The organism is Streptomyces sp. NPDC023527, from assembly GCF_055560115.1.
Window position 1 is genome coordinate 68,249 of record NZ_JBVHJJ010000009.1, and the last position, 26,457, is coordinate 94,705.

Annotated in this window: 22 protein-coding genes; 10 read left to right on the forward strand and 12 right to left on the reverse strand. The window is 70.9% G+C overall.

Annotated elements, in window-relative coordinates; all coding sequences use genetic code 11:
* Positions 1-23: 23 nt before the first annotated feature.
* Positions 24-1,877: an endonuclease domain-containing protein gene (locus ACZ303_RS19000; protein WP_467340324.1), complete on the forward strand. Its 1,854-nt coding sequence runs from the start codon at positions 24-26 to the stop codon at positions 1,875-1,877.
* Positions 1,878-1,898: 21 nt separating this feature from the next.
* Here the strand turns inward: ACZ303_RS19000 and ACZ303_RS19005 are convergent, their stop codons facing one another.
* Positions 1,899-2,267: a DUF192 domain-containing protein gene (locus tag ACZ303_RS19005; protein ID WP_467340326.1), complete on the reverse strand. Its 369-nt coding sequence runs from the start codon at positions 2,265-2,267 to the stop codon at positions 1,899-1,901.
* A 105-nt stretch (positions 2,268-2,372) separates the two neighbouring features.
* On the opposite strand from ACZ303_RS19005, the gene ACZ303_RS19010 reads away from it, so the two are divergent.
* The 3 genes from ACZ303_RS19010 to ACZ303_RS19020 all read left to right on the forward strand — a co-directional run bounded on the left by ACZ303_RS19010 (position 2,373) and on the right by ACZ303_RS19020 (position 5,204).
* Positions 2,373-3,104 carry a prepilin peptidase gene (locus ACZ303_RS19010; protein ID WP_467340328.1) on the forward strand — a complete coding sequence of 244 codons (732 nt, stop codon included), beginning with the start codon at positions 2,373-2,375 and terminating at the stop codon, positions 3,102-3,104.
* A gap of 70 nt (positions 3,105-3,174) precedes the next feature.
* Entirely contained in the window at positions 3,175-3,756 is a 582-nt protein-coding gene (locus tag ACZ303_RS19015) for a TetR/AcrR family transcriptional regulator (protein WP_467340330.1), read from the forward strand.
* 212 nt (positions 3,757-3,968) lie between these two features.
* Positions 3,969-5,204, forward strand: a complete 1,236-nt coding sequence (locus tag ACZ303_RS19020) for an MFS transporter (protein WP_467340332.1) — start codon at positions 3,969-3,971, stop codon at positions 5,202-5,204.
* Between the two features lie 409 nt (positions 5,205-5,613).
* On the opposite strand, the gene mgrA is transcribed toward ACZ303_RS19020, so the two are convergent.
* Positions 5,614-6,660: an L-glyceraldehyde 3-phosphate reductase gene (mgrA, locus tag ACZ303_RS19025; RefSeq protein ID WP_467340334.1), complete on the reverse strand. Its 1,047-nt coding sequence runs from the start codon at positions 6,658-6,660 to the stop codon at positions 5,614-5,616.
* A 111-nt stretch (positions 6,661-6,771) separates the two neighbouring features.
* On the opposite strand from mgrA, the gene ACZ303_RS19030 reads away from it, so the two are divergent.
* The 4 genes from ACZ303_RS19030 (at position 6,772) to ACZ303_RS19045 (ending at position 12,116) form a co-directional block, all read left to right on the forward strand.
* Positions 6,772-7,533 carry an isoprenyl transferase gene (locus ACZ303_RS19030; RefSeq protein ID WP_467340788.1) on the forward strand — a complete coding sequence of 254 codons (762 nt, stop codon included), beginning with the start codon at positions 6,772-6,774 and terminating at the stop codon, positions 7,531-7,533.
* A gap of 483 nt (positions 7,534-8,016) precedes the next feature.
* Positions 8,017-9,339: a PhoH family protein gene (locus tag ACZ303_RS19035; RefSeq protein ID WP_467340336.1), complete on the forward strand. Its 1,323-nt coding sequence runs from the start codon at positions 8,017-8,019 to the stop codon at positions 9,337-9,339.
* A gap of 458 nt (positions 9,340-9,797) precedes the next feature.
* Positions 9,798-10,520, forward strand: coding sequence for an aggregation-promoting factor C-terminal-like domain-containing protein (locus tag ACZ303_RS19040; RefSeq protein ID WP_467340338.1), 723 nt, complete (start codon positions 9,798-9,800; stop codon positions 10,518-10,520).
* A gap of 171 nt (positions 10,521-10,691) precedes the next feature.
* Positions 10,692-12,116, forward strand: coding sequence for an AI-2E family transporter (locus tag ACZ303_RS19045; protein WP_467340340.1), 1,425 nt, complete (start codon positions 10,692-10,694; stop codon positions 12,114-12,116).
* A gap of 72 nt (positions 12,117-12,188) precedes the next feature.
* On the opposite strand, the gene ACZ303_RS19050 is transcribed toward ACZ303_RS19045, so the two are convergent.
* Both ACZ303_RS19050 and ACZ303_RS19055 read right to left on the reverse strand, forming a co-directional pair.
* Positions 12,189-12,722, reverse strand: coding sequence for an alkyl hydroperoxide reductase (locus tag ACZ303_RS19050; RefSeq protein ID WP_467340342.1), 534 nt, complete (start codon positions 12,720-12,722; stop codon positions 12,189-12,191).
* Positions 12,723-12,733: 11 nt separating this feature from the next.
* Positions 12,734-13,288: a peroxiredoxin gene (locus tag ACZ303_RS19055; protein ID WP_467340344.1), complete on the reverse strand. Its 555-nt coding sequence runs from the start codon at positions 13,286-13,288 to the stop codon at positions 12,734-12,736.
* Positions 13,289-13,420: 132 nt separating this feature from the next.
* Here ACZ303_RS19055 and ACZ303_RS19060 point away from each other — a divergent pair, with 132 nt between their 5' ends.
* Entirely contained in the window at positions 13,421-14,425 is a 1,005-nt protein-coding gene (locus ACZ303_RS19060) for a LysR substrate-binding domain-containing protein (protein WP_467340346.1), read from the forward strand.
* A 76-nt stretch (positions 14,426-14,501) separates the two neighbouring features.
* Here the strand turns inward: ACZ303_RS19060 and ACZ303_RS19065 are convergent, their stop codons facing one another.
* The 5 genes from ACZ303_RS19065 to ACZ303_RS19085 all read right to left on the reverse strand — a co-directional run bounded on the left by ACZ303_RS19065 (position 14,502) and on the right by ACZ303_RS19085 (position 19,412).
* Positions 14,502-16,895 carry an FtsX-like permease family protein gene (locus ACZ303_RS19065; RefSeq protein ID WP_467340349.1) on the reverse strand — a complete coding sequence of 798 codons (2,394 nt, stop codon included), beginning with the start codon at positions 16,893-16,895 and terminating at the stop codon, positions 14,502-14,504.
* Positions 16,892-17,578 (reverse strand): ABC transporter ATP-binding protein, encoded by a 687-nt coding sequence (locus ACZ303_RS19070; RefSeq protein WP_467340351.1) that lies wholly within the window; start codon positions 17,576-17,578, stop codon positions 16,892-16,894. The genes ACZ303_RS19065 and ACZ303_RS19070 overlap by 4 nt, the downstream gene beginning before the upstream one ends.
* A complete protein-coding gene (locus tag ACZ303_RS19075) occupies positions 17,575-18,099 on the reverse strand; it encodes a PadR family transcriptional regulator (protein WP_467340353.1) in 525 nt (174 codons plus the stop codon). The genes ACZ303_RS19070 and ACZ303_RS19075 overlap by 4 nt, the downstream gene beginning before the upstream one ends.
* A gap of 114 nt (positions 18,100-18,213) precedes the next feature.
* The gene (locus tag ACZ303_RS19080) at positions 18,214-18,459 is read right to left on the reverse strand and encodes a type II toxin-antitoxin system antitoxin (RefSeq protein ID WP_467340355.1); all 246 of its coding nucleotides are present in this window, start codon (positions 18,457-18,459) and stop codon (positions 18,214-18,216) included.
* Positions 18,456-19,412, reverse strand: coding sequence for an SPFH domain-containing protein (locus tag ACZ303_RS19085; RefSeq protein ID WP_467340357.1), 957 nt, complete (start codon positions 19,410-19,412; stop codon positions 18,456-18,458). The genes ACZ303_RS19080 and ACZ303_RS19085 overlap by 4 nt, the downstream gene beginning before the upstream one ends.
* A gap of 251 nt (positions 19,413-19,663) precedes the next feature.
* Between ACZ303_RS19085 and ACZ303_RS19090 the strand changes: the two genes are divergently transcribed.
* A complete protein-coding gene (locus tag ACZ303_RS19090) occupies positions 19,664-21,919 on the forward strand; it encodes a transglycosylase domain-containing protein (RefSeq protein WP_467340359.1) in 2,256 nt (751 codons plus the stop codon).
* A gap of 71 nt (positions 21,920-21,990) precedes the next feature.
* Here the strand turns inward: ACZ303_RS19090 and ACZ303_RS19095 are convergent, their stop codons facing one another.
* The 3 genes from ACZ303_RS19095 to ACZ303_RS19105 all read right to left on the reverse strand — a co-directional run bounded on the left by ACZ303_RS19095 (position 21,991) and on the right by ACZ303_RS19105 (position 26,435).
* The gene (locus tag ACZ303_RS19095) at positions 21,991-23,454 is read right to left on the reverse strand and encodes a catalase (RefSeq protein ID WP_467340361.1); all 1,464 of its coding nucleotides are present in this window, start codon (positions 23,452-23,454) and stop codon (positions 21,991-21,993) included.
* Between the two features lie 165 nt (positions 23,455-23,619).
* On the reverse strand, positions 23,620-25,704 hold the full coding sequence (locus ACZ303_RS19100) for a SpoIIE family protein phosphatase (protein WP_467340363.1): 2,085 nt from the start codon (positions 25,702-25,704) through the stop codon (positions 23,620-23,622).
* A gap of 56 nt (positions 25,705-25,760) precedes the next feature.
* Positions 25,761-26,435 (reverse strand): class I SAM-dependent DNA methyltransferase, encoded by a 675-nt coding sequence (locus ACZ303_RS19105; protein ID WP_467340365.1) that lies wholly within the window; start codon positions 26,433-26,435, stop codon positions 25,761-25,763.
* Between the last annotated feature and the right edge of the window lie 22 nt (positions 26,436-26,457).

The window sequence follows — 26,457 nt, forward strand, 5'->3', positions numbered from 1 at the left end:
AGGAGATCACCGTCATCGCCGGAGTGCGCGTCACAACGGCCGTACGGACCGTCTGCGACCTGCTGCGCGCGCTCCCCGCGGACGAGGGCGTGATCGCCGCCGACTCGGCGCTCGCCCGGGGCAAGGTGAGCCGCGGGCAGGTCGCCGCCCCCCTGGCCGCGGCGTCCCGCCGGCCCCGTACGCGCGCGGCCCGGCAGGTGCTGGAGCTCACCGACGCGGCGTGCGGCTCCCCGGCCGAGTCCAAGGCGCGGCTGGAGATGCGCGGCGCCGGTCTGCGCCCGGAGGCGCAGGCCGAGGTGACGACGGCGCGCGGCCGCACCGTGCGGCTGGACTTCCTCTTCCGGGCGGAGGGGCTGGGCGTGGAGATCGAGGGCTTCACCTGGCACGGCAGCAGGGCCGCCCATCAGAACGACGCCATGCGCTTCAACGAACTCGCCGCCTGCCGGGAGGTCAGGCAGATCCTGCGCTTCACCCGTGACGACGTCTTCCACCGCCCACGTCTGACGGTCCGCACCATTCAGGGCGCTCTCGACGGCCTGCGCGCGGAGGAGGGAGCCGGCGGTGGCTCCGTACCCCTCGCGCGCCCCCGGACAGCAGGGCAGGATGGGGCACCGCTGAGGCAGGGGACCGGTGGAGGTAGGCGGGGAATGAGGGGCTGGCTCGTCGGGGTGGCGGCGCTGGGAGTTCTGGCGGCGGGGAACGCGAGGAACGGGGAGGCGGTCGGGCAGATCCGGGGGCCCGAGGGAGTGGCCTCGTACCGGATGGCCGCGGGCGCGCAGGAGGTGCACGGGTCCGAAAGCGGCGCCGGGGGACCGTTATTGAGGCCGGGCGCGCACACGTACACGGACAGCGTCAAGCCCGGCGAGCGCAAGTACTACAGCGTCGAACTGGACGCGGAGTCGAGCGCGTACGTCTCCGCGGTGGCCGTGCCGCGGCCCGGCAGCACGATGGGCACGCGGGACGGGATCGATGTGGTGCTGGAGGACATGGACGGCACTCCGTGCGGCGCCGGGCGGCACCGGACGTTCCTCTCGGCCGGTGGCGCGTATCCGATCTCCGACTACGCGGAGCGCGTGGTGAGGGCGGGAGGGGCCTGCAAGGAAGCGGGCAGGTACCGGTTCGCGGTGGAGCGGGGCGACGCGGCGGGCGGGGACGGCTCGGCGGTGCCGGTCGAGCTGAAGTATGTGACGGGGCCGGCGGAGCGGAAGGACGCGGCGACGTCTCCCGGCGCCTGGAGCTCGCGGGCGCCGTCCGCCCCGGCGGAGCCGAGCACGCCCGTGGCGGGCGGATCGGGCTTCAACGACGCGGCCGAACTCCGGCCCGGTGCCTGGAAGGACGAACTCCGGCCAGGGGAGACGCACTTCTACCAGGTGTCCGTCGACGCGGGGCAGCAGCTCTTCGCCGACGCGAGGTTCGCGGGCGCCCCGGGTGACGCGGCCTCGCCGTATGTGGTCAGCGGCGTGCGGATGGGGCTGAGCAATACCGCGCGTGGCTACGTCATGAACAAGACGGCGGGCTATCAGGGGAAGGAGGCCGCGCTGTCGCTGGCCACGCCCCCGGCGGCCCTCGGCGGAGGGACGGGCGGCGACGCCGTCCGGGGCATGCGCTTCGCCGGTACGTACTACCTTCAAGTCAGCCTGAACCCCAAGGTGGGCAAGGGGACTTCGGTCGCCGTTCCCCTGACCCTCGACATCGGCGTCGCGAGTGCCCAGAAGAAGAGCACGGAACGCCAAGCTGCCGGAAGCCGGGTCACGGCCGTCGCCAGGCGTCCGGACGGACGGCTGCGGGTGATCGGATACGCGGGCATAGGCACCGGATCGCTGCTGCTCCTCGGGCTCGGCGGATGGACACTGGCCGCCCGGCGGACCGGCGGCTGACGCGACGCCCCGGAACGGGTCTCAGGTGCGGATCTCGACGCGGACACCCGGCCGCAGCCCCCAGGGCCCCATGGCGCCGGCCGCTGCCTCCAGCACGTGACGCGAGCGGATCCGGGGGGCTCCGAGGCGGCCGGGGCGCATGGTGCGTACGGCGAGGACGGTCAGGCGGCGGTCCAGGTAGGCCACGTCGATGGGGAAGCGCATCCGGAACGTATGGACACTGGAGGCCGGGGTGAGGAGCAGGGCGCCCTCGACGGTGTCACGCCCCAGGAGGCCGCGGGTGCGGGCACGGTAGGAGGCGGCGATCTCCAGTGGAACCGAGGTGTACGGGACTTCGAAATCGCTGCCGTGGATGATGAGTTGGGCGGTGCCGTCCTGCATGCGGGGCATGGCCGTGGTCCTTTCGGGTGGCCGCCTGGGCGGTTCCAGGGGACGCCTGCGGCACTTTATCCACAGGCTCCAGCGGGGATCGGCGTGTGTACGTAACCTCGGTTCATGGACGTGCTGTTGATGGTTCTCGCCGTCGTGTACGGGGCCGTGGCCGGGGTGTCTGTGTCGCGGGCGCGGTATCGGCTGAGCGTGGAGCCCGAGGAGCCGTGGCGGTCTGCCGGGCCGTGCGGGCACGCGGTCGCCGGCTGGCTGGGGCGAGCCCGTTGCGGGGTCTGCGGCGCGCGGTACGGGCCGGGGGCGCTGTGGCCCGCGGCGGTGACGGCGCTCGGGTGCGGGGCGCTGGCCTGGGCGGTGGGCTCACGGCCCGAGCTGGCGGTGTGGCTGGTCACGGCGCCGGTGGGGGTGCTGCTCGCGGGGGTCGACCGGTCGGTGCGGCGGCTCCCGGACGTCCTCACGCTGCCGTTGGCCGCCGGGACGGCGGTGCTGTTGGGCGCGGCGGCGCTGATACCCGGAGCCGGCGGGTCGTGGCCGACCGCGCTGTTGGGCGGGGCGACGCTGGGAGGCGGCTATCTGCTGCTGTTCCTCATCCACCCGAGGGGAATGGGGCTGGGCGATGTGAAGCTGGCCGTCGGGCTGGGGTGCGCGCTGGGCTGGTACGGCTGGCCGGTCCTTTTCCTGGGCGCGTTCGCGGGACTGCTGCTCGGCTCGGTGTACGGCACGGCGCTGCTGGTGACGCGGAGAGCGGGGCGCGGCTCGGCACTCGCCTTCGGACCGTTCATGATCGCGGGGGCGTGGCTGGGGGTGGTGCTGGGGGGAGTCGCGGTGGCCAACGCCTGACGCGCGCCGCCCGTCCGCCGATCCTCCGAAGTTCTGGATTGCTTGATCCAAAACCTGTTAGGGTCATCCCATGGCCCGACCGAGGAAGTTCGACGAGGAGCGGGCGGTCGACGCGGCCATGGAGGCCTTCTGGACCGCCGGGTACGAGGCGACCTCGACCCAGGATCTGTGCGAGGCCACGGGCCTGGGCCGGAGCAGCATCTACAACACCTTCAAGAGCAAGCACGACCTCTTCCGCAGAGCCCTGTCGCGTTACATGGACAACAAGTCCGTCATCCTCGCCGAACTGCTCGAAGGCGACCTGCCGGTGCGGGAGAAGCTCCGCGCCCTGCTGGAGCTGATCGTCGAGGAGGAGTGCGCGCACGCGGAGGACGGCCGTGGCTGTCTGGTCGTGAACACCGCAGTGGAGCTCGCGTCCCGCGACGACGAGGTGGCGCGCGAGCTGGAGCGCGACTACCGCCGCCGGTTCGAGGCGCTGCGGGCCGCCATCGAGTCGGGCCAGCGGGACGGCGACATCGACGCCGCCAAGGACGCGCGGGCGCTGGCGCACTTCGTGATCGCGGCGATAGGCGGCATGCGCGTCTCGGCCCGCGCCGGCATCGGCCGCGGGGCGCTGGAGGACATCGCCCGCTCCACGCTCGACGCGATCTGACGCCCGGGGCTCGACGCGATCCGACCTCCGGGGGCGGCCGGGGCCTCTCGGCCGCTCACCCATGCACGCTTACCCATGAGCCAGTTTTGTACCGACCAATCCATAACTGCCGATTCCATAGCCGGCTGATCCCTGACCGGCCGATCCCCAATCGACCCGATCCCGAACCGACCAACCCCCAACCGACCGATCCACCACTTGGAGCACCTGCCGTGCCACGTGCCATATATGTCCTGGCCATGGGCATCTTCGCCCTGGTGACCAGCGAGTTCGTCGTCGCCGGCCTGATGCCGCAGATGGCCGAGGGCCTGGACGCCACCATTCCCGAGATCGGCTATCTCATCACCGCCTTCGCGGTGGCCATGGCCGTCGGCGGCCCCCTGCTCACCGTCGCGGTCATGAGGATGCGGCAGCGGCGGGCGCTGATGCTGCTGTTCGCCGTCTCCCTGGCGGGGAACGTCCTGGCCGCCACCGCGCCCACCTACGGGGTCATGATGGTGGCGCGCGTCGTCACCGGCGTCGCCTCCCAGGCGTTCTTCGGCGTCTCCCTGTCGATCTGCGCCCAGCTCACCCGCCCGGAGGTACGCGGCCGGGCGACGGCGGTGGCGCTGAACGGCCTGATGCTGGGCACCCTGCTGGGCCTGCCGCTGTCCACGCTGATCGGCGAGCGCCTCGGCTGGCGCGCGGCCTTCTGGGTGATCGTCGGCCTCACGGTGGTCGCCGCGCTGTGCACGCTCGCCGGAGTGCCGCGCCTCGGTCACGCGGAGGGCGGCGGAACCTTCCGGCAGGAGCTCGGCGTCTTCAAGCGCCCCAAGCTGTGGCTGACGCTCTCCACCAGCACCTTCGTCATCGGTGCGACGTTCTCCGCGTTCAGCTACTTCAACCCGGTCCTCACCGAGATCACCGGGTTCGCGTCCGGCACCGTACCGCTGCTGCTCATCGCCTACGGCGCCGCCACGGTGATCGGCAACCACATCGTCGGACGCCTCGCCGACCGGTACCCCGTCGGGATCCTGCTGTGCGGCCTGGCCATGAACGCGCTCTTCCTCGCGGGATTCGCCCTGCTGGCCCACCTGCCCGTACCGGCGGTGATGTGCGTGCTGGGCATCGGCCTGGTCGGCGTCACCATGAACCCGGCCATGGTCACCCGCGTCCAGCGCGCCGGCAACGCCCGGCCGCTGGTCAACACCATCCACTCGTCCTTCATCACCCTCGGCATCATCATCGGCTCGTCCGCCGGGGGTCTGGCCATCGGCCCCTTCGGCCTGCGGGCGCCACTGTGGATCGGTGCGGCCATGGCCCTGATCGGGATCGGCACCCTCGTCCCCGAACTCCTCCGCCGCTCGTCCTCCTCCGCAGCTGGGGCCGGGAGCCCCTCGCGCGTCGTACGGCGGGCATCCGCGAGCACATCGGAAGCCCCGATTCCGACAAACATCGGTGCGGAATAGGCACGTGCAGTACACACTGAGTCACCAATGGTCGCGTTCGCGACACGAAATGGCGTCGAACACGTCAAGCCCACGATGACTTTTCGGTGCGTTTTCAGAAGCCCCGAGAGCGGGATTCCGATCATGGGCCGAATGGCTGATTCCGGGCCGTTGGCCCAGTACTGACGGGCCCTGTGGGGCCCCGAAGAGGCCCCGCCCACCGCCTCGTTCAAGATCGAAAAGGTCACCGTGTGTCAGCGCGGCGCGCCTTGTCACCCCTGTCGATGCACACGGCACGGCCTCCGACCGGTTAAGGTGGAAACCCCCCCTCGGGCCGGTCCGTATCCCCCCCACGGACCGGCCCGTTTTTCTTGCCAGGTCGTCACAATGCGTAATGATTTGTGCGGGAATGTGAAAACCGGCCCGGAAATCAGCCGCGACGCGCCCAGATGTTGACTCCCTCGGTGCTCACCGCGAAGGAATCGATCTCGGCCAGCTCCTCCTCCGTCAGCTTCGGAGAACCCAGCGCCGCCACATTCGCCTCCAGCTGACGCACGCTGGACGCACCGATCAGCGCCGAGGTCATCCGGGCGTCCCGCAGCACCCAGCTCAGGGCGAGCTGCGCGAGGGACTGGCCGCGCCGCCCGGCGATCTCGTGGAGCCCCCGCAGGCGCCGTACGACGTCGTCGGTCAGCAGCCCCGGGTCCAGCGACTTGCCCTGCGAGGCGCGGGAGCCCTCCGGGATGCCGTGCAGGTACTTGTCGGTCAGCAGCCCCTGCGCGAGCGGCGCGAAGGAGATGCAGCCCATGCCCTCCGCCTCAAGGGTGTCGAGCAGCCCGTCGTCCTCCGTCCAGCGGTTGATCATCGAGTAGGACGGCTGGTGGATGAGGGCGGGCACGCCCATCTCGCGCAACAGGCGGGCGGCTTCGCGCGTCTGCTCCGCGTTGTAGGAGGACACGCCCGCGTAGAGCGCCTTGCCCTGCTGGACGGCGGACGCGAGGGCGCCCATCGTCTCCTCCAGCGGCGTCTCCGGGTCGAAGCGGTGGGAGTAGAAGATGTCGACGTAGTCGACACCCATTCGGCCCAGCGAGGCGTCGAGCGAGGAGAGCAGGTACTTCCGCGAGCCCCACTCGCCGTACGGGCCGGGGTGCATGAGGTAGCCGGCCTTGGTGGAAAGGACCAGTTCGTCGCGGTACGGGCGGAAGTCCTGCGCGAAGATCTTGCCGAAGTTCAGCTCGGCGGAGCCGGGCGGCGGTCCGTAGTTGTTGGCCAGGTCGAAGTGGGTGACTCCCAGGTCGAAGGCGCGGCGCAGAATGCCGCGCTGCGACTCCAGGGCACGGTCGTCGCCGAAGTTGTGCCACAGCCCCAGGGAGATGGCCGGCAGTTTCAGGCCGCTGTGCCCCGTACGCCGGTACTCCATGGAGTCATAGCGGGATCCGGCCGCGCGATAGTGAGCGGAATGAGTGGAATCGGTCATGCGTCCCTGACTATCACGGACCTGTGACGGACCGAGTTGGGTCCTCGTGACACGCGGGCAGTAATGTGGCGCCCTCGGGGCGACCGCCGTGGCATGGAGGGGCTGGAAGACGTGAAGTTGCGCGACCTGGTGTACAAGCTCTACGCACGCCGGGTGGAAGGCCGCCTCGACCATGCCCAGGTGCCCAAGCACATCGGCGTCATCCTCGACGGCAACCGCCGCTGGGCCCGCGCGGACGGCCGTACGCTCGAGCAGGGCCACCAGGCCGGCGCCGACAAGATCCACGAGCTGCTCAGCTGGTGCGCCGAGACCGATGTCGAGGTCGTCACCCTCTGGATGCTGTCCACGGACAACCTCGACCGGGAGCCGGAGCAGCTCAACCCGCTGCTGGGCATCATCGAGAACACCGTGCGCGGCCTGGCGGCCGATGGGCGCTGGCGCGTCCACCACGTGGGGACGCTCGATCTGCTGCCGGCCCGCACCCAGTCGGTGCTCAAGGAGGCCGAGCAGGACACGGTCGGTATCGGCGGAATACTGGTCAATGTGGCCGTCGGTTACGGCGGTCGGCAGGAGATCGCGGACGCGGTGCGGTCGCTGGTGCTCGAAGCGGCCGAGAACGGTACGACGTTCGAGGAACTCGCGGAGATCGTGGATGTCGAGCACATCTCCAAGCACCTCTACACACGCGGCCAGCCCGACCCGGATCTCGTCATCCGCACCAGTGGCGAACAGCGGCTGTCGGGCTTCATGCTCTGGCAGAGCGCCCACTCCGAGTACTACTTCTGCGAAGTCTTCTGGCCGGCTTTCCGGAAGGTCGACTTCCTTCGCGCCCTGCGGGATTACGCGGCGCGGCATCGGCGGTACGGGTGCTGAGGCGCTGCGGTATTGGCGGCGGCTGAGGGTGCGGGGGTTATCCCCTGCCTCTGTACGGTCACGCCACGGCATCGGCGGTACGGGCACTGAGAACGCGTCCCCTGAAGGCCGTGCCGTAATGGCCCCGGCAGGGTGCGCGAGCCGTCCCTCGTACCACGCGGCGGAGCCGCTACGGCTGCTGACGGATCGGGCGTTCACCTCGTCGTCGCATATGCCGTTGCATGGTCAAGCGGTCTAGCGGGAATATCCCCTCCAGGTCGACGGTCTGTCCAAAGACCGTCGCTCTGCCAGCGGGCGGCATGGGGCCGCCCGCCCGGGAGGCCCTTTGCACACGGACGACGACCGTGCGGACCGAGCGGGCCCCCGTGGGCCCGCGCGGACGACGCGGAGGGCCGGCGTCCGGCCCTCGAAGGGCATGGACCCGGCCCATTCCCCGGCGACGCCGTTGCGCCCCGACCTCTCCCCGAGGGGGTTCGTCCACCCGTGGTGACCAGCAAGAACCGCCGTGATAACGACCGGCGCACCTATGTTCTCGACACCAGCGTCCTGCTGGCCGACCCAGGAGCCATGTCCCGCTTCGAGGAGCACGAGGTCGTGCTCCCCGTGGTGGTGGTCACGGAGTTGGAGGCCAAGAGGCACCACCCGGAGCTCGGTTACTTCGCGCGGCAGGCACTGCGGCTGCTGGACGGATACCGGGTGCAATTCGGCCGCCTCGACTCACCGATTCCCATCGGTGACTTGGGAGGGTCGCTCAGGGTCGAGCTCAACCACTCGGACACGGGCATACTGCCCGCCGGGTTCCGCCTCGGTGACAATGACTCGCGCATTCTCGCGGTCGCCCGCAATCTCCAGGCCGAGGGATATGACGTCACTGTCGTGTCCAAGGACCTGCCGCTGCGTATCAAGGCGTCCGCGGTGGGTCTGCTCGCGGAGGAGTACCGCGCGGAGCTGGCCATCACCGATTCGGGCTGGACCGGCATGGCGGAGCTCACCGTCACGGCCGAGCAGGTGGACGAGCTCTACGCCGCCGAGGTCGTCGAGGTGCCGGAAGCGGCGGAACTGCCCGTGCACACCGGCCTGGTGCTCCAGTCCGAGCGCGGCAAGGCGCTGGGCCGGGTCACGGCCGACGGTTCGGTGCGGCTGGTGCGCGGCGACCGGGAGGCGTTCGGCATCCACGGTCGCAGCGCCGAGCAGCGCGTGGCCCTCGACCTGCTACTGGACCCGGACATCGGGATCGTGTCCATGGGCGGCCGGGCCGGCACGGGCAAGTCGGCGCTGGCGCTCTGCGCCGGCCTGGAGGCCGTCCTGGAGCGGCGGCAGCACAGGAAGGTGATGGTCTTCCGGCCGCTGTACGCGGTCGGCGGGCAGGAGTTGGGGTATCTGCCGGGCAGCGAGGCGGAGAAGATGAGCCCCTGGGCCCAGGCCGTCTTCGACACGCTGTCGGCGGTGACGAGCGCCGAGGTGATCGAGGAGGTCGTCGGGCGCGGCATGCTGGAGGTGCTGCCGCTCACGCACATTCGCGGGCGGTCCCTGCACGACGCGTTCGTCATCGTGGACGAGGCGCAGTCGCTCGAACGCAATGTCCTGCTGACCGTTCTGTCGCGCATCGGGGCCAATTCACGGGTGGTGCTCACCCATGACGTCGCGCAGCGCGACAACCTCCGGGTCGGCCGCTATGACGGCGTGGTCGCGGTCGTCGAGAAGCTGAAGGGGCACCCTCTCTTCTCGCACGTCACGCTGACCCGTTCGGAGCGTTCACCGATTGCGGCGCTGGTGACCGAAATGCTGGAGGACGGCCGTATCTGAGCGCGTAGCGGTGCGTAGATACGGATACGGGCGCCCCAACTGACGGTGGCCCAACGGCAGCGCGCGGCGAAAGCGAAGGAGCCTAGCCGCGCGCTGTTGTGTTGCGCGGTGCTTTCCGGAAAAACGCAGGTGTAAACGGCGTGTGAGCTTTCCCACGCAACGCGGAATTGCCTCGGGGCGTCCCGGTCGGGCAAAGTCTGGGTCCTGTCAGGCCCCGCATACGGCACAACAGCACCTCCAGGGGTGCGACACCACAAGAACTGAACAGCGTCGCCGTATGCCGCCCGAGCGTCACGCGGACCTCCTTCGCGGGAGGGCTCCCCTCGTTGGACCGGGTCAGCGCCTTCTGTGACCAGTCGGTTCCTCAGCTAGCCGGAACCGGCACGACGGAGGCCAGAGCCAGGGGCACGATTGCGCCCGCGAGGTCACCTAAGCGGGCGATGCTGGAAGGAAACCGTGTGAGCCGGATTTCGGTCCGGGGATTCGCCGTGGCATCCGCCACCGCGGTCACCACCGTCGGCGCCGTCGTAGGTGTCGCCTCGGGCGATCAGGGCACGACCCCTCAGGTCGAGGCCACCGCAGCCGACGCGACGCTCCTCGCGGACATCCCCGCCGGACAGAACGTCCAGGCACAGACCGCTTCCCTGACGCAGCAGGCGGACACCCAGTCCGAGGCCGCCGACACGGCCGCGAAGAAGGACGCCGAGGAGGCCGCGCGCAAGCAGGCCGCCGAGGACGCCACCTCCAAGAAGGAGGCCGCGGACGCCGCGGCCAAGAAGGAGGCGGAGGAGAAGGCGGAGAAGGACGCCGCCGAGCGCGAGAAGAAGGATGAGGTCAGCAGCCGCTCCGCGACGCGCGACGCCTCGTCCTTCGCCGCCAAGGGCTCCTACACCACCGCCGAGGTCCAGGCGATGGCCCGGCAGATGATCCCGGGCGACCAGTTCCAGTGCTTCAGCAACATCGTGAACAACGAGAGCACTTGGGACTACACCGCCACCAACGCTTCCTCCGGCGCGTACGGCCTCGTCCAGGCCCTGCCCGGCACGAAGATGGCGTCGGCCGGCGCCGACTGGCGGACCAACCCCGCCACCCAGATCAAGTGGGGCCTGGGCTATATGAACGAGCGCTACGGCAGCCCCTGCGGCGCCTGGTCGTTCTGGCAGGCCAACCAGTGGTACTAGCCCGCGCGTAGGATTCGTCCGCGGCTTCTTCCATGTCTTCACATGGCCCCCGGCCTCAACCGGCCGGGGGTTTTGTGTGTCTTCCCCCACGACACCTGTCGGCCTCGTTGACAGTGGGCACGGGTAACGTCGTCATCATGGCTGCGGGGGAGTGGGGGTAGAGGAAGAGAAATGTCCAGATTGCCACGATGGGTCGGTGGCGTGGGAGCGGGCCTGACCCGGTTCGCCGACCGTCTCGAAGCCCGGAGGGCGGAGGCGCGGAGCGCGGCGGAGACGCCGGAGCCCGCGAGCGGGCCGCCGTCCGGAGCCGTATCCCCCGCCGAGTCCGTACGACCCCCCGCGTCCGTACGAGCCTCCGCACCCGAGCCGGTGTCCGCGCCGCCCGTGGCCGCGGTCGCCGCCGAGCCCGAGCACGTCCCGCCGCCGCCCGGTTACGCCCCCGCCGTCGCCGCGCGCCCCGATCCGGCCGCCACCGTCCCGTGGGGTGTGCGCGTCGCGGCCGAGGTGAGCTGGCGCCTGCTGCTCCTCGCCGGGACGCTGTGGGTCCTGATGCGGGTGATCAGCGCCGTCCAGCTGGTGGTGCTGGCCTTCACCGCGGCGCTGCTGATCACGGCGCTGCTCCAGCCCACCGTCGCCATGCTCAAGAGGCGCGGCGTGCCCCGGGGGCTGGCCACGGCCATGACCTTCATCTCCGGCTTCGTCGTGATGGGCCTGGTCGGCTGGTTCGTGGTCTGGCAGGTGACGGAGAACCTCGACGACCTGTCCACGCAGGTGCAGCAGGGCATCAAGGACCTGAAGCACTGGCTGCTGAACAGCCCGTTCCATGTCACCGAGGACCAGATCAACAACATCGCCGACAATCTCAGTCAGGCGATCGGCACCAACACCAAGGACATCACCTCGGCCGGCATCGAGGGTGTCCAGGTCATCATCGAGGTGCTGACGGGCATTCTGCTGGCGATGTTCAGCACGCTCTTCCTGCTCTACGACGGCCCCAAGATCTGGGACTGGCTGCTGAAGCTTTTCCCGGCGGCGGCGCGCGAGGGGGTGTCGGGCGCGGGCCCGCGCGCCTGGGCGACGCTGACCGCCTATGTGCGCGGCACGGTGATAGTGGCCCTGATCGACGCGATCTTCATCGGCATAGGGCTGTTCTTCCTCGATGTGCCGCTGGCCGTGCCGCTGGCCGTCTTCATCTTCCTCTTCGCGTTCATCCCGCTCGTCGGCGCCGTCGTCTCCGGCGCGCTGGCGGTGGTCGTGGCGCTGGTGACGCGCGATGTGTTCACGGCGACGATGGTGCTGACCGTGGTGCTCGCCGTGCAGCAGATCGAGGGCCATGTGCTGCAGCCGTTCATCCTCGGCCGCGCCGTGCGGGTGCACCCGCTCGCGGTGGTCCTCTCGGTGGCCGCGGGCTCGCTGGTCGCGGGCATCGGCGGCGCGGTGGTCGCGGTTCCACTGGCCGCCGTGACCAATACGGTCGTCGGCTATCTCCGGGCCCATGCCAGGGAGAACGCCCTGCGGGCGGCCGTCGCGCAGGCCCCGTCGGCGGAGCCCGTCGCGCCGGCGCCCGGGGACGGCCGGCCACCCGGCGCGGACTGACCCGCCCCGCACATGACGAAACGGTCCGCCGGCCAGAAGGCCGGCGGACCGCTGTCGTACGGGGTGTGGCTGTCAGCCGTTCAGCACGGCCTCGGACTCGAGGGTCGCGCCGACCGCCTGGAGAACCGAGGCGATCTTGAAGGCTTCCTGGATGGTCTCCCGCTCCACGCCGGCCTTGCGCAGCACCTGCTCGTGGGAGTCGAGGCACATGCCGCAGCCGTTGATGGCCGAGACGGCCAGCGACCACAGCTCGAAGTCGACCTTCTCCACGCCCGGGTTGCCGATGACGTTCATCCGCAGACCCGCGCGCAGGTTGCCGTACTCCGGGTCCGACAGCAGGTGCCGGGTGCGGTAGTACACGTTGTTCATCGCCATGATGGCGGCGGCGGCCTTGGCCGCGGTGTACGCCTCGGGGGAGAGGTTGGCCTTGGCCTCCGGCTCCAGCTCGCGCAGGACGATCGGCGAACGGGTCGCGATCGCGCAGGCCAGGACGGTGCCCCACAGCTGCTGCTGCGGAAGGTCGGAGTTGCCGATGACCGAGCCGAGGTTCAGCTTCAGGTCCTTGGCGTAGTCCGGTATCGCGGACTTCAGCTCATCGAGTGCCATGAGGAATCAGCTCACTCGCCCGCGAGCAGCGCGACCGGGTCGAGGGTGTTCTCGCCCTTGGTCCAGTTGCAGGGGCACAGCTCGTCGGTCTGCAGGGCGTCGAGGACCCGCAGGACCTCCTTGGGGTTACGGCCCACGGAACCGGCGGTCACCATGACGAACTGGATCTCGTTGTTCGGGTCGACGATGAAGACGGCGCGCTGGGCGTAGCCGTCCTCGCCCTCGACGCCACAGGCGGCCATGAGCTCGTGCTTGGCGTCGGCCAGCATCGGGAAGGGCAGGTCACGCAGGTCGGCGTGGTCCTTGCGCCAGGCGTGGTGCACGAACTCCGAGTCGCCGGAGACACCGAGGATCTGGGCGTCGCGGTCGGCGAACTCGTCGTTCAGCTTGCCGAAGGCGGCGATCTCGGTCGGGCAGACGAAGGTGAAGTCCTTCGGCCAGAAGAAGACGACCTTCCACTTGCCCTCGTAGGTCTTGTGGTCGATCTGCGCGAAGGCCTTGTCCGCGTCGAGGTCAACGCAGGCGGTCAGGTCGAACTCGGGGAACTTGTCACCGACAGTGAGCACGCGCTCTCCTTGAAACGAGGAACGTCCCATATGGGAGCTTCCTTCGGGTTGGACAGACCAACCCTGCCACAGGAGGCATTGATAACGGAAATAGCTAGACTGAGTGAAGTTGATCGGAGGTGGTTATCAGTTATGCCGCCCATAGTCCCGGGGACGGACCCCGGAGAAGCCCTCGCGGGCAGCCCCGCGAAAGTCGCCCCGGCCCGGCCCCGGCAGCCCAGCCTCGCGCAGCTGCGCGCGTTCGTCGCCGTCGCGGAGCACCTGCACTTCCGCGACGCGGCGTCCGCCATCGGCATGAGCCAGCCCGCGCTCTCCGGCGCCGTCTCGGCGCTGGAGGAGGTGCTCGATGTCCAGCTCCTCGAGCGTACGACGAGAAAAGTGCTGCTCAGTCCAGCGGGCGAGCGGCTGGCCGCCCGGGCCCGTACGGTCCTGGAGGCGGTCGGCGCGCTCCTGGAGGAGGCCGACGCGGCCCGCGCGCCGTTCACCGGCGTGCTGCGCCTCGGCGTGATCCCGACCGTGGCGCCCTATCTGCTGCCCACGGTCCTGCGCCTGGTCCACGCCTCCTACCCGGCCCTCGATCTCCAGGTGCACGAGGAGCAGACCGCCTCCCTGCTGGACGGACTGGCCCAGGGGCGGCTGGACCTGCTGCTGCTCGCCGTTCCCCTCGGCGCCCCCGGCACCACGGAGCTGCCGCTCTTCGACGAGGACTTCGTGCTCGTCACCCCGAGTGACCACTGGTTGGCGGGGCGCGGGGACATCCCGCGCGCCGCGCTGCGCGAGCTGGACCTGCTGCTGCTCGACGAGGGGCACTGCCTGCGCGACCAGGCCCTGGACATCTGCCGCGAGGCGGGCCGGACGATCGGCACGCCCGTCACGACCAGCGCCGCCGGCCTCTCGACGCTGGTCCAGTTGGTCGGCGGGGGGATGGGCGTCACGCTGCTGCCGCGCACGGCGCTGCGCGTCGAGGCGAGCCGCAACGACCAGCTCTCCACCGGCTACTTCGCCGACCCCGCGCCCTCGCGCCGCATCGCCCTGGTCATGCGCTCGGGGGCGGCGCGCCAGGGCGAGTTCGAGCAGTTCGCGGAGGCCCTCCGCACCGAACTGCGGAGCCTCCCCGTCCGTATCGTCCACGACTGACCGCGGCACCCGGGTACGGGGCATGCGGTAAGGGGCGGTGGCCACGGGCCACCGCCCCTTACCCGTTCCGCCGGGCCTACTCCGTACGGAGGCCGTCCGGCCGCATCAGTCGCCACAGCGGTGGCAGGCTGACGAGCGTCACCACGGCGATGACGGTCACACCCCCGCCGACCATGGGCAGGAACGCCAGCCAGTCCCTCACCGTCCGGTCGACCAGCTTCAGCATCAGCCAGCCCAGGCCGAGTCCGCCCGCGACCGCCAGGGCGAGGCCGAGCACGACGGGGATCGCGGTCTGCCAGAGCACCGACCAGCCGATCGTGGAGCGGCGGGTGCCGAACGCGACGAGGACGGACAGCTGCCTTCTGCGCTCGCGCAGTTGCTCCAGCATGCTGACGAACATGCTCGCGCCGATGAGGGCGAGCGTGAGGACCGCGCCGATCAGCAGGCCTCGCTCGACGGCGTCGTAGTGGTCGTCCTTCTTCACGCCGCCCATGCGCCGCACGCGCATGCCCGGATCGATGGCCGCCGCGGTGTTGCGCACGGCCTCGATGGCGTCCGGGTCGTCCGGCCGGACCCTGATCAGCAGGCGGGTCCGGGCGTCCGGGATCGCGGAGACGTCGAGGGCGGAGGGGGTGACCAGCACGCCGTGCTGGTGCTCGCCGAGCGGGTCGGGCACGGTCGGCACGACCCGCGCCGAGGCGGGAACGGTCCACTGGTACGTACGCGGTGACTCGCCGACGGGCGGCCCGTACTCCTCCATCACCAGCTCGGTGCCGGGCTTGAAGCGGTTGGCGGTGTCGATCCCGCCGCCCGGTTCCTGGGCGAGGAAGACGTCGCCGTCCCGGCAGGAGCCGACGTCGGCGATGTCGCGCAAGGTGGCGCAGTCGCCGACGATGACGGAGGTGACCGTGTCACTCTCCCCCTCCTTCTGCGCATACCGGTCGACGAATCCGGTCGCGGCCCGCACGCCGTCCGTGGCGCGGAACTTGTCGACATAGCCGTGGACCTCCGAGGGCGAGCCCGGCCGGTGGTCGGCCTGGAGCTGCGAGGGGGCGTCCTTCGACCACGGCGGGTCCGAGTAGTCGCTCTGCATGCCCAGGAACAGCATCTGCACCGCGATCGCCCCGGCCACCGCGACAGTGATCCCGCTGACCGAGCGCGCCGCCGCGCCGCTGTTCAACTGGAGCCGGCGGACGGCCAGCTGCCAGGGCGGCGGCCCGCCGCGCAGCCGGGCGACACACGCCTCGACCAGCCAGGGCAGCAGGGCGGTGACGCCGATGAGCAGCAGGATCGCGCCACCGGCGACCTGGAGCGTATTGATCCCGGCACCGTAGGGGCTCACGGACGCCCCGCCGAAGAGCGGGAGCAGCAGGGCCGCGCCCAGGGCGGGTATCAGCAGGCGCCACCACAGGCGGCGGCGCCGGGTCACCGCGTTACGGACGATCCCGAGCGGCTCGATGGCGACGCCGCGCAGGGCGAACAGCGTGACCACGACGGCGGCCGTGGGGACGGCGACGGCGATGAGCGCCGCGAGCAGCGGGCCCGGTGTCAGGTCCGAGGGGAAGATGTTCGCTTCCCGCACGGTGACGTGGGTGGCGAACCGCCGGGCGAAGAGCATGACGCCCACGCCGACGGCCAGTCCGAGCAGTGAGCCGCACAGGGCCTCGCCGGACGCGATCCGCCGCACCGTCCTGATGTCCGCGCCGACCAGCCGGAGCGCGGCGAGCCGCCGGTCGCGGTGTTCGCCGCCGAAGCGGACGGCGGTGGCGATGAAGACGGCCACCGGCATCAGCAGGACGACGCACACCATGATGACCAGCACCATGATCGCGGGGCTCCACGGGTCGCTCGTCTCGGCGGTCCCGTAGTGGTCGACGCGCTTGGCGCCGGAGTCCGCGCCGATCCGGTCACTGCCGACGTAATAGAAGAGCTCATCGGGGCCGACGAGCCCGGAGTCGCCGATGGTGCCGACCTGTCGGAAGGGGAACCGGCCCCGCAGCGGTTTCCCCTCGTCGGAGTTCAGCAGCTTCTCCAGCGCGGGGGAGAGCACCATCTCGCCGGGCCCGGGTATCCGCCGTACGCCGGGCGGCGGGGGTGCCTCCGGTCCTTCCGCCCGCAGCAGGGCGCCGGTGACGGGCTTGTCGCGGTAGTCGGTGCCGGCCGGTTCGTAGAGGAGCGTTCCGGGGCCCGGCTCCAGGCGCGTCGCCGTGTCGAAGGAGACGCCGCGCGCGGCGTCCCGGTCGTGGCGCGCGGAGAGCATCTCGGGGACGGCCGCGGCGATCAGCAGCAGCGCCACCCCGAGGCCGACGCCCACCGCGGTGAGCGCCGTGCGCAACCAGCCCTCGCGGCCGCCGGTCAGCGCGAAACGCACGCCGGCGGCGAGGTCGCGGGCCCAGGCGGCGGCCCCGGTGGGACCGGTGGGCGGGTCGGCCGGGCCATGGCCGGCGCGCTGTGTGCCGCGCCCGGTCATGAGACGCCCGCCATGTCGCGCGCCCGGCCGTCCCGCACGATCACCTCACGGTCGGAGTACGCGGCGACCCGCGCCTCGTGCGTGACCAGCACGACCGCGGCCCGGGTGGACTTGGCCGCCTCCGTCAGCAGCTCCATCACCCGCTCACCGTTGAGGGAGTCGAGGGCGCCCGTCGGCTCGTCCGCGAAGATCACCTTGGGGGTGGTGACCAGCGCGCGGGCGACGGCGACGCGCTGCCCCTGGCCGCCGGAGACCTGACCGGGGCGCTTGTCGCGCACGTCGGTGACCTCCAGCCGCTCCAGCCAGCCCACGGCCCGCTCCTCGGCCTCCTTGCGCTTGACGCCGCCGAGCCGCAGCGGCAGCGCGACGTTCTCCACGCAGGTCAGCTCGGGCACCAGCTGGCCGAACTGGAACACGAACCCGAACTCGCTCCGGCGCAGCGCGCTGCGCTCGGCGTCCGACAGCGCCGACAGGTCCCGCGCGCCGTAGCGGACGGTGCCCGAGTCGGGCCGCACGATGCCCGCCAGGCAGTGCAGCAGTGTCGACTTGCCCGAGCCCGAGGGGCCCATGACGGCGACGACCTCGCCGGGGTGGATGGAGAAGTCCGCGCCGTCGAGGGCGGGCGTCGGGCCGTACGCCTTGCGCAGCCCGGTGGCGGCGAGCAGGGAGCCGGACGGGGTCATGGGCGCACCTCTTTCGCCAGCTGGCCCAGGCGCGCGGCGGTGAGTTCCAGCCACCGCAGATCGGCTTCCAGGTGGAAGAGCGCGTGGTCGCAGATGAGCTGGTCGGCGAGGTCGCCGGTGGCCTTGCGCCGGGTGAGCCCACGCATCAGGCGCAGGTGCTCGGCGCGCTGGGCGTCCAGCAGGTCGGCGGCGTTCCGGCCGGTCAGCAGCGCGAGGACGACCTTGGTGTAGAGCGTCGACTGGAGGTAGGGCTCGGGCTTCTCGGGCTGTACGAGCCAGTGCTCGACGTCCGTGATCCCGGCGTCGGTGATGGCGTAGCGCTTGCGGTCGGGGCCGCCGCCCTGCTCGATGCCGTCGACCTCGACGAGACCGTTCTTCAGCAGTCGCGACATGGTCGAGTAGACCTGCCCGTAGTGCAGCGGGCGGTCGTGGCCGAAGCGTTCGTCGAAGGCGCGCTTGAGGTCGTAGCCATGGCTGGGGCCGGCCTCCAGCAGCGCGAGCAGGGTGTGTCCGATTGACATGCGAGGGACACTACACCGGGTGTATACACACGGTGTATAGATAGTGTTCGGTTGGCTTGTTCTGATCGGTCCCGGAGGTGCCGACACGCTCCGTAGAGCTGTGGCGGCGGCGCCTCAGCCTTCGCCGTCCCCCGCCCCGCCCTTCGGTGGGCGGCCGCGCTTCGGCATCGCGCCCGTGCCCTTCGGCAGCCGGCCGGCGTCGTTGAGCGCCTTGCGCAGCAGGAACTCGATCTGCGCGTTGGCGCTGCGCAGTTCCTCGCCGGCCCAGCGCGTCAGCGCGTCGTGGACCAGCGGGTCGAGCCGCAGCAGCACCTGCTTGCGCTGCCGCGGCCCACGCTGTGGCGGGTGGTCCTCGGTCACTGGTAGAGGGTGCCCGTGTTCAGGACGGGCTGGGCGGCCCGGTCACCGCACAGCACCACCATCAGATTGCTGACCATGGCTGCTTTTCGCTCCTCGTCCAGCTCCACGAAGCCCTGCTCGCTGATCCGCGACAGGGCCTCCTCGACCATGCCGACCGCGCCCTCGACGATCAGCTTGCGGGCCGCGACGACCGCGCCCGCCTGCTGTCGCTGGAGCATGGCGGAGGCGATCTCGGGCGCGTAGGCGAGGTGGGTGAAGCGCGACTCGATGATGTGCACGCCGGCCGCCTCGACCCGGGCATGCAGCTCGATGGCGAGCTTCTCGGTGATCTCCTCGGCGTTGCCGCGCAGCGACAGCGCGTCGTCGTCGTGCGCGTCATAGGGGTACTCGATGGCGATGTGCCGCACGGCCGCCTCGGTCTGGGTGGCGACGAACTCCTGGAAGTCGTCGACCTCGAACATCGCCTGCGCGGTGTCCTCCACCCGCCAGACCACCACGGCGGCCAGCTCGATGGGGTTGCCGTAGGCGTCGTTGACCTTCATGACCGGGGTCTCGTGATTGCGCACCCGGGTGGAGAGCTTCGCCCGGCTGGTGAACGGGTTGACCCAGCGCAGGCCCTCGGTGCGGATCGTGCCGCGGTAGCGGCCGAAGAGCTGGACGACGCGGGCCTCGCCGGGGGCGACGGTGTTCAGCCCGCTCATCGCGGTGACGGAGGCGAGGGCGATGAGGATGCCGGCGATGACGAAGGCCGCGCACGCGGCGCCATTGCCGTCGTGGCCGAAGGTGACGCCGAGGGCGATGGCGCCCGCGCCGACGAGCAGCCCCACCAGGCCGAGCAGCAGGGCGAGTCCGCCGCCGATGTCGCGCGCCGGGACCTCGCGGACGCGTGGCCTGGGCATTTCGGGGATGTTCGCCGGTGGCGTGGTGTCCGGTGCGGTGACGGTCTCGGGCATGGAGTTCCCCCTGTTTTCCTCGTGGCGCGCGGCGATCCCATGATCATCGGCGCGTGCCGTTTCCTGTCTAGCAAAGTGATAGCACATTATCGCCCTGTACGGTTCTCCGCGCTGCGCCGCGCCCGGTTCCCGCCATCCGGGGTGCTGTATGTCACGTGCCCCAAAGCCTTGATCGATGGGCGTTTGGTGACAGTTGCGGTGTTAGCTTCGTGAGCTGGGTTGGGGGCGGACAGACTGGAGCCACGGGAGAGATGGGCCGAGCGGAAGCACGACGGGCGGAGAAGAGCCCGCGCACTGCAAAGGGCAAGAAGCCCAAGAAGACCGGCATACGCCGCTTCTTCACCTGGAAGAAGCTGCTCGCCTACTTCCTGGCCGTGATCGCCCTCGGCATGGGCGCCTTCGTGGCGCTCTACTTCTACGTCGACGTGCCCAGCGGCAACTCGCAGGCCAAGCTGCAGAGCAACGTCTACAAGCTCAGCAACGGCACGGTGGTGGCCCGCACGGGCACGGTCAACCGTGAGGAAGTGCCGCTGGAGAAGATCCCCAAGCCGGTCCAGGACGCGGTGGTCGCCGCCGAGAACAAGGACTTCTGGACCGACCCCGGTGTCGACATCAAGGGCACCGCCCGAGGCATCTTCAACACCGTGCTGGGCCGGGGCAAGCAGGGTGGCTCCACCATCACCCAGCAGTACGTCAAGAACTACTACCTGAGCCAGGAGCAGACCGTTTCCCGCAAGGTGAACGAGCTGATCATCTCCCTCAAGGTGCAGCAGAAGTTCGACAAGAAGGACATCCTCGCCGGGTATCTGAACACCAGTTACTACGGCCGCAACGCCTACGGCATCCAGGCCGCGTCGCGCGCGTACTTCGACAAGGACGTCGACAAGCTCAACCTCGAAGAGGGCGCCTACCTCGCGGCGCTGCTCCAGGCGCCGAGCCAGTACGACTGGACGGTGGCCACCGACGCGGGCAAGCGCAACGCCCAGGCGCGCTGGAACTACGTCCTCGACAAGATGGTCGAGAAGAAGTGGCTCGACGCGGACAAGCGCAAGGCCATGAAGTTCGAGGTGCCGAAGGACCCCAAGCCCCCGAAGGGCATGAGCGGTCAGAACGGCTACCTCGTCGAGGCGGCGAAGCAGGAGGTCGAGCGCGCCTTCCGCAAGGACGGACGCGGTGAGAGCGCCCTCGCGGCCGGCGGCTGGACCATCACGCTCAGCGTCGACCCCAAGAAGCAGAAGGCGCTGGAGCAGGCCGTCCACAAGCAGGTGACCTCCCGGCTCGACCCCGAGACCCGCAAGGTCGACGGGTACGCCCAGGTCGGCGCCGTGTCGGTGGACCGCAAGACCGGCAAGATCATGGCCCTGTACGGCGGCCAGGACTACCTCAAGCACTTCAAGAGCAACGCCACCCGCGAGGACTACCAGCCGGCCTCCACCTTCAAGCCGCTCATCTTCGCCTCGGCGCTGCAGAACAAGTCCAAGAACGAGGACGGCCAGCGGATCACCGCCGGCACGATCTACAACGGCGACAACAAGCGGCCCATCCGTAACAGCGAGGTCGCCTTCGCCCCGGAGAACGAGGACCACACCAGCTACGGTCCGGTGACCGTGCAGGAGTCGATGAACAAGTCGATCAACTCGGTCTTCGCGCAGATGGCCGTCGACGTCGGCCTCGACAAGGTCAAGAAGACCGCGGTCGAGATGGGCATGAACGGCAGCGCGGGCAACTTCGAAGAGGTTCCCGCCATGTCGCTGGGCTCCATGGCGGCGAGCCCGCTGCACATGGCCGGCGCCTACGCCACGCTCGCCAACCACGGCAAGCAGGTCACCCCGTCCATCGTCGCGTCGGTGACCCGCAACGGCCAGAAGGTCGAGATGCCCGACCCGATCGGCTCGCAGGTCCTCTCCGCCACCAATGCCGACAACGTCACCCAGGTCCTCAAGGGCGTGGTCAACGACGGTACGGCCACGGCCGTGCAGCTGGGCGACTACGCGGTGGCGGGCAAGACCGGTACGTCCGACGACAACAAGTCGGCGTGGTTCTCCGGCTACACCCCCGACCTGATCACCTCGGTCGGCATGTTCGGTGAGGGCCCCGGCGGCGCCCAGGTGCCGCTGACCGGCACCGGTGGTGTCGAGGGCGGCCGCGTCAACGGTGGTGGCTACCCGGCGCAGATCTGGGCCGACTACACGGGCAAGATCGCCTACGGCGACACCGAGTTCGACCTGGACACGGACGAGCTGGCCGTGGTCCCCCCGCCGCCGGCGCCGACCACCTCCGTCAAGCCGTCCGCGCCGGCCTCGCAGAGCCCGTCGCCGTCGCGCTCCCCGCAGTCGCCGTCGCCGTCGGCGAGCCAGTCGCGGGCGACGCCCTCGCGTGAGCCCTCGTCCTCCACGTCCCAGTCGCAGAAGCCGAAGCCGCCGAAGCCGCCGAACCCCTCGCCCTCGAGGAGCGCGATCCCGGGCGGGGACACGGGCGGCCCCGACTTCAACGCCGCCCGCGACTGACCCCTCCCGTACCGGCTCGCACCACGGCCGCCGACCGCGCTTCCCGCGCGATCGGCGGCCGTCGCGCTTGGTCAGCCGCCGTTGACCCGGGTGGCGATGCGGTCGCCGGTCTCCTTGTCGATGTTGCGCCAGTACGCGAGAGCGCGGTCGAGCACGGGCGGGGTCACGCCCTTGCTCAGATGGCCGGCGACGTTGGAGACCAGCCGGTCGCGCGCGGCGTCGTCGAGGACCTGGCGGACCATCGTCCCGGGCTGGCCCCAGTCGTCGTCCTCGCGGTGGAGCTTGTACGCCTCGCGCACCATCTCGCCCGCCGCGGCCCAGCCCGCCGGGTCGCCGAAGCGGGCGGTGTCGGCGGCCGGCCCGCCGTAGGAGTTCGGGGCGTACACCGCGGCCGTACGGGACGGCTCGTAGCGCATCGGGCCGTCCTTGGCGTAGGAGTTGACCGGGGAGTGCGGCCGGTTGGGCGGCAGCTGCGCGTAGTTCGGGCCGATGCGGTAGCGGTGGGTGTCGGGGTACGAGAAGAGCCGGCCGAGCAGCATCTTGTCCGGGGACGGCCCGATGCCCGGCACCAGGTTGGACGGCTCGAACGCGGCCTGCTCGATGTGGACGAAGAAATCCTCGGGGTTCTTGTTCAGCGTCATCCGGCCGACGTCGATCAGCGGGTAGTCGCCGTGCGGCCAGACCTTGGTGAGGTCGAAGGGGTTGAAGCGGTAGTCCGCCGCGTCCTCGAACGGCATGACCTGGACCTTCATCGTCCACGAGGGGGCGTTGCCGCTCTCGATGGACTCGAACAGGTCGCGGCGGTGCTTGTCGGCGTCCGACCCCGCCAGCTCGTCCGCCTCCGCCTGGGTGAGGAAGTCGATGCCCTGGTCGGTCTTGATGTGGTACTTCACCCAGAACCGCTCGCCGCCCGCGTTCACCCACATATAGGTGTGCGAGCTGTAGCCGTTCATATGGCGCCAGGTCTTCGGGATGCCGCGGTCGCCCATCAGCCAGGTGACCATGTGCGCGGACTCCGGCGACAGCGTCCAGAAGTCCCACTGCATGTCGTTGTTGCGCAGGCCGGTCCGCGGGTGGCGCTTCTGGCTGCGGATGAAGTCCTGGAACTTCTGCGGGTCGCGGACGAAGAAGACCGGGGTGTTGTTGCCGACCAGGTCGTAGTTGCCGTGATCGGTGTAGAACTTCAGGGCGAAGCCGCGCGGGTCGCGCCAGGTGTCGGGGCTGCCCTGCTCGCCCGCGACCGTCGAGAAGCGGGCCAGCATCTCGCAGCGCCTGCCCGGCTGGAAGAGATCCGCCTTGGTGAACTGGCTGACGTCATTGGTCACTTCGAAAAAGCCATAGGCGCCGCCACCTTTGGCGTGCACCACCCGCTCGGGGACCCGTTCGCGGTTGAACTGGGCCATCTTCTCGATCAGGTAGTGATCCTGGAGAAGGATGGGGCCGGTGTCACCGATGGTGAGCGAGTGCTCATCGCTCTCCACGGGAATCCCGGCATTGTTCGTGGTGTAAGGGGCCTGCTGCGCCGAGTCGGTCATGGGACGCCTCCCGGAACGGGGGATGGGTGAGGGCGCGTCCGTACCGCCCTCCACCCGAGCCAGTGAACTCCGCCGACAGCGCGTCGGCAACAGGAGCCTGGACACTGTCCAGAATTTCACCTCGTACGGGGAAGGCCCGCCGGAGGGAAAGGTTCCGGGCGCTCCTCACCGGGCGTGCGGGGGCAGCGCCAGCTCGAACCAGACCACCTTTCCCGTCGACAGCCGGGTGGCGCCCCACCGTCTGGCCAGTCTGTTCACCAGATACAGCCCCCGGCCGCCCTCGTCCGAGGGCCGGGCCTGCCGCAGCCGCGGCAGCTGCGGCACATCGTCGCCGACCTCGCAGCGCAGGACGTCCGTCCGCAGCAGTCGCAGCGTGATCGGCCGTTCGGCGTACCGCACCGCATTGGTGATCACCTCGCTGACCAGCAGCTCCACACTGTCGGACAGCTCCTCCAGGCCCCAGCGGGTCAGCGCCCGCCGGGCCAGCCGGCGCGCCTGGCGGGCCGTCTGGGGGCGCGGGTCGAGGAACCAGTACGCCACGTCGCTGGGCGCGATCCCCTCGAAGCGGGCCGCGAGCAGGGCGATGTCGTCGTCCCGGTCGCCGGGGCCGAGCATGCCCAGCACCTCGTCGCACAGCGGCTCCAGCGGCGGCGGGTTCGGGCCGGTCAGCCGGGCCGTCTCGATCAGCCGCTCGCGCAGCTGCTCTATGCCGGTCCACACGTCGCGTATCCGGGACTCGACCAGGCCGTCGGTGTACAGCAGCAGCGTCGCCCCGGCCGGCGCGTCCAGCTCCACCGCCTCGAAGTCCACCCCGCCGACCCCGATCGGCGCGCCCGGCGGCACCCGGAGCACCTCGGCCCGGCCGCCGCGGTGCAGCAGTATCGGCGGCGGGTGCCCGGCGTTGGCGATCACGATGCGGTGCGCGACCGGGTCGTACACCGCGTACAGGCAGGTGGCCATGCGGTCCGAGCCCAGCCGCTGCGCCTGCTCGTCCAGGTGGTGCAGCACCTCGGCCGGCGGCAGGTCCAGGCCCGCCAGGGTCTGTGCCGTGGTGCGCAGCTGGCCCATGATCGCGGCGGACGTCATGGAGTGGCCCATGACGTCGCCGACGACCAGCGCCACGCGGTTGCCCGGCAGCGGGATCGCGTCGTACCAGTCGCCGCCCACCCGGGCGGTCTCCGCGGCCGGGAGATAGCGGCTGGCGAGCCGTACGCCGGTGGGCTGGGGCAGGGAGTCGGGGAGCATCGTGCGCTGCAGCTCGTCGGCGATGTAGACCTCGCGGCCGTAGAGCACCGCCTTGTCGACGCCCAGCGCGGTGTGCGTCGCGAGCTGGGCCGCGACCAGCAGGTCGTCGCCCTCGAAGGCGGGCCGGTCCGCGCGCCGTATGAAGACCGCCGCGCCGATCACCCGCCGCCGCCCCCGGAGCGGCGCGAGGATCGTGCGCTGCCGGTCCGGTACGCACCGGCCCTCGCCCAGCAGTTCCGGCAGCGCCGCCCGCGCGGCGGAGGAGTCGCCGAAGACGGGTCTGACCCCTCGCAGCACCTCCGCGAGGGGCCCTCCTATGCGCACCTCGCAGCGCTCGGCCGCGGCGCCCGCCAGATCGGTGGCCGGGTCCGGGCGGACGGCCGGCACCTCCTGGCCCTCCGCGTCGACCGGGCCTCGTACGTGCTCGGGCAGCTGGTCCGTACGGCGCAGCCGCAGCACCACCGGGCCCACCGGGCGCTCGTCGCCGACCGGCAGCGGGTCGCGCAGATAGACCAGGATCGCGTCGGCGAACGTGGGCACGGTGGCCCGGCACAGGCCCAGAACGATCTCGTCCAGGTCGATGCCGCGGGCGATGCGCCGCGTGGCGGCGCCCACGAACCGCAGCCGCTCACCGCCGGTGGTGCCGGAAGCACCGGGGGCCGGCCCGGAGGGCCCCGGGCCGCCGGACCCCTCGCCCGGGGCCGGCGAACCGGCCCCGGGCGAGGGGACGCGCCGCGAGGCGCGGGGCTCGGCCCCGCCGGTGCGGCCCCTCTCGCCCCCGGCCGGGGCGTGGGGGCCGTCGGCGGGCCGCGCGGGCGCGGGCTCCGGGTCGGGGTGCGCCTCGGCGCGGCACCGCTCGCGCGCGGCCTCGCCGCCCGGCGGTCCGGAGCCGTCCGGCTGCCGCGGCAGGCGGGCGGTGGCGGCGTCGGGGCCGAGCGCGGGCGCGGCGGACCGCCGCACCGCGGCGGTGCGCTGACTTCCGTGGGAGTTGGGCTGCTCCGTCACGCGTGGGGTTCCATCCGTCGGGGCCGTACGCCCGGTCGCAGAGGGCGCACCGTGGGTCAGGCGCGTCGCAGATTGAGGAAGAGCTGGATCTCGGGTGGTACGTCCGTACTCGCCGGGGCGTACGCCAGCGAGTTCTCCCCGGCGATGTCGAAACCCGCTTCGCACACGACCTGGCGCAGTTCCTCCCGCAGATATCCGGATACCCGGATCGTGTTGCCCAGGAACGGAATCGCGAAGTCGTCCACGTCGGCCTCGACCATCGAGAGCGCCAGCAGCCCCCCGGGTCTCAGGAGTCCGTGCAGCATCCGCAGTGCGTGGGGGATCTCCGCGCGCGGCAGCATCAGCAGGGCGAAGAAGGCGGCGACGCCGTCGAAGGCGCCCAGGCGCCCGTCGCGCAGACCGGCCAGGTCCGCCAGGTGGAACTCGGCCCCGGGCACATTGACCCGGGCCAGGTCGAGCATGCCGGGGGAGAGGTCGACGCCGACGACCTGATGGCCGGCGTCGGTGAGCTGCCGGGCCGTCGGCAGGCCCGTACCGCAGCCGACGTCGAGGATCCGGGAGCCGGGCGGCAGCGCCCCCGCCAGCCAGGCACCGGCTTCGAGCTGGCCGTCCTTGTGCGGGAACGCGTCGTCGTAGCGGTCGCCGATCGCGTCGAACGCCTCGGCCTGTCCGCTGCGGTCCAGCCCTAAGCGGGCGTAGCCGTCGTATCCCCGCTGGTCGTCACCGCTCACGGCTCCGCCCTTTCTGTGACCG

Excerpts from the sequence above, each read along its gene's own strand:
- ACZ303_RS19005 (WP_467340326.1), bottom strand. The coding sequence starts at position 2,267 with ATGCCCCGCATGCAGGACGGCACCGCCCAACTCATCATCCACGGCAGC.
- ACZ303_RS19010 (WP_467340328.1), top strand. The coding sequence starts at position 2,373 with ATGGACGTGCTGTTGATGGTTCTCGCCGTCGTGTACGGGGCCGTGGCC.
- ACZ303_RS19015 (WP_467340330.1), top strand. The coding sequence starts at position 3,175 with ATGGCCCGACCGAGGAAGTTCGACGAGGAGCGGGCGGTCGACGCGGCC.
- mgrA (WP_467340334.1), bottom strand. The coding sequence starts at position 6,660 with ATGACCGATTCCACTCATTCCGCTCACTATCGCGCGGCCGGATCCCGC.
- ACZ303_RS19045 (WP_467340340.1), top strand. The coding sequence starts at position 10,692 with ATGTCCAGATTGCCACGATGGGTCGGTGGCGTGGGAGCGGGCCTGACC.
- ACZ303_RS19050 (WP_467340342.1), bottom strand. The coding sequence starts at position 12,722 with ATGGCACTCGATGAGCTGAAGTCCGCGATACCGGACTACGCCAAGGAC.
- ACZ303_RS19060 (WP_467340346.1), top strand. The coding sequence starts at position 13,421 with ATGCCGCCCATAGTCCCGGGGACGGACCCCGGAGAAGCCCTCGCGGGC.
- ACZ303_RS19065 (WP_467340349.1), bottom strand. The coding sequence starts at position 16,895 with ATGACCGGGCGCGGCACACAGCGCGCCGGCCATGGCCCGGCCGACCCG.
- ACZ303_RS19070 (WP_467340351.1), bottom strand. The coding sequence starts at position 17,578 with ATGACCCCGTCCGGCTCCCTGCTCGCCGCCACCGGGCTGCGCAAGGCG.
- ACZ303_RS19075 (WP_467340353.1), bottom strand. The coding sequence starts at position 18,099 with ATGTCAATCGGACACACCCTGCTCGCGCTGCTGGAGGCCGGCCCCAGC.
- ACZ303_RS19085 (WP_467340357.1), bottom strand. The coding sequence starts at position 19,412 with ATGCCCGAGACCGTCACCGCACCGGACACCACGCCACCGGCGAACATC.
- ACZ303_RS19090 (WP_467340359.1), top strand. The coding sequence starts at position 19,664 with ATGGGCCGAGCGGAAGCACGACGGGCGGAGAAGAGCCCGCGCACTGCA.
- ACZ303_RS19095 (WP_467340361.1), bottom strand. The coding sequence starts at position 23,454 with ATGACCGACTCGGCGCAGCAGGCCCCTTACACCACGAACAATGCCGGG.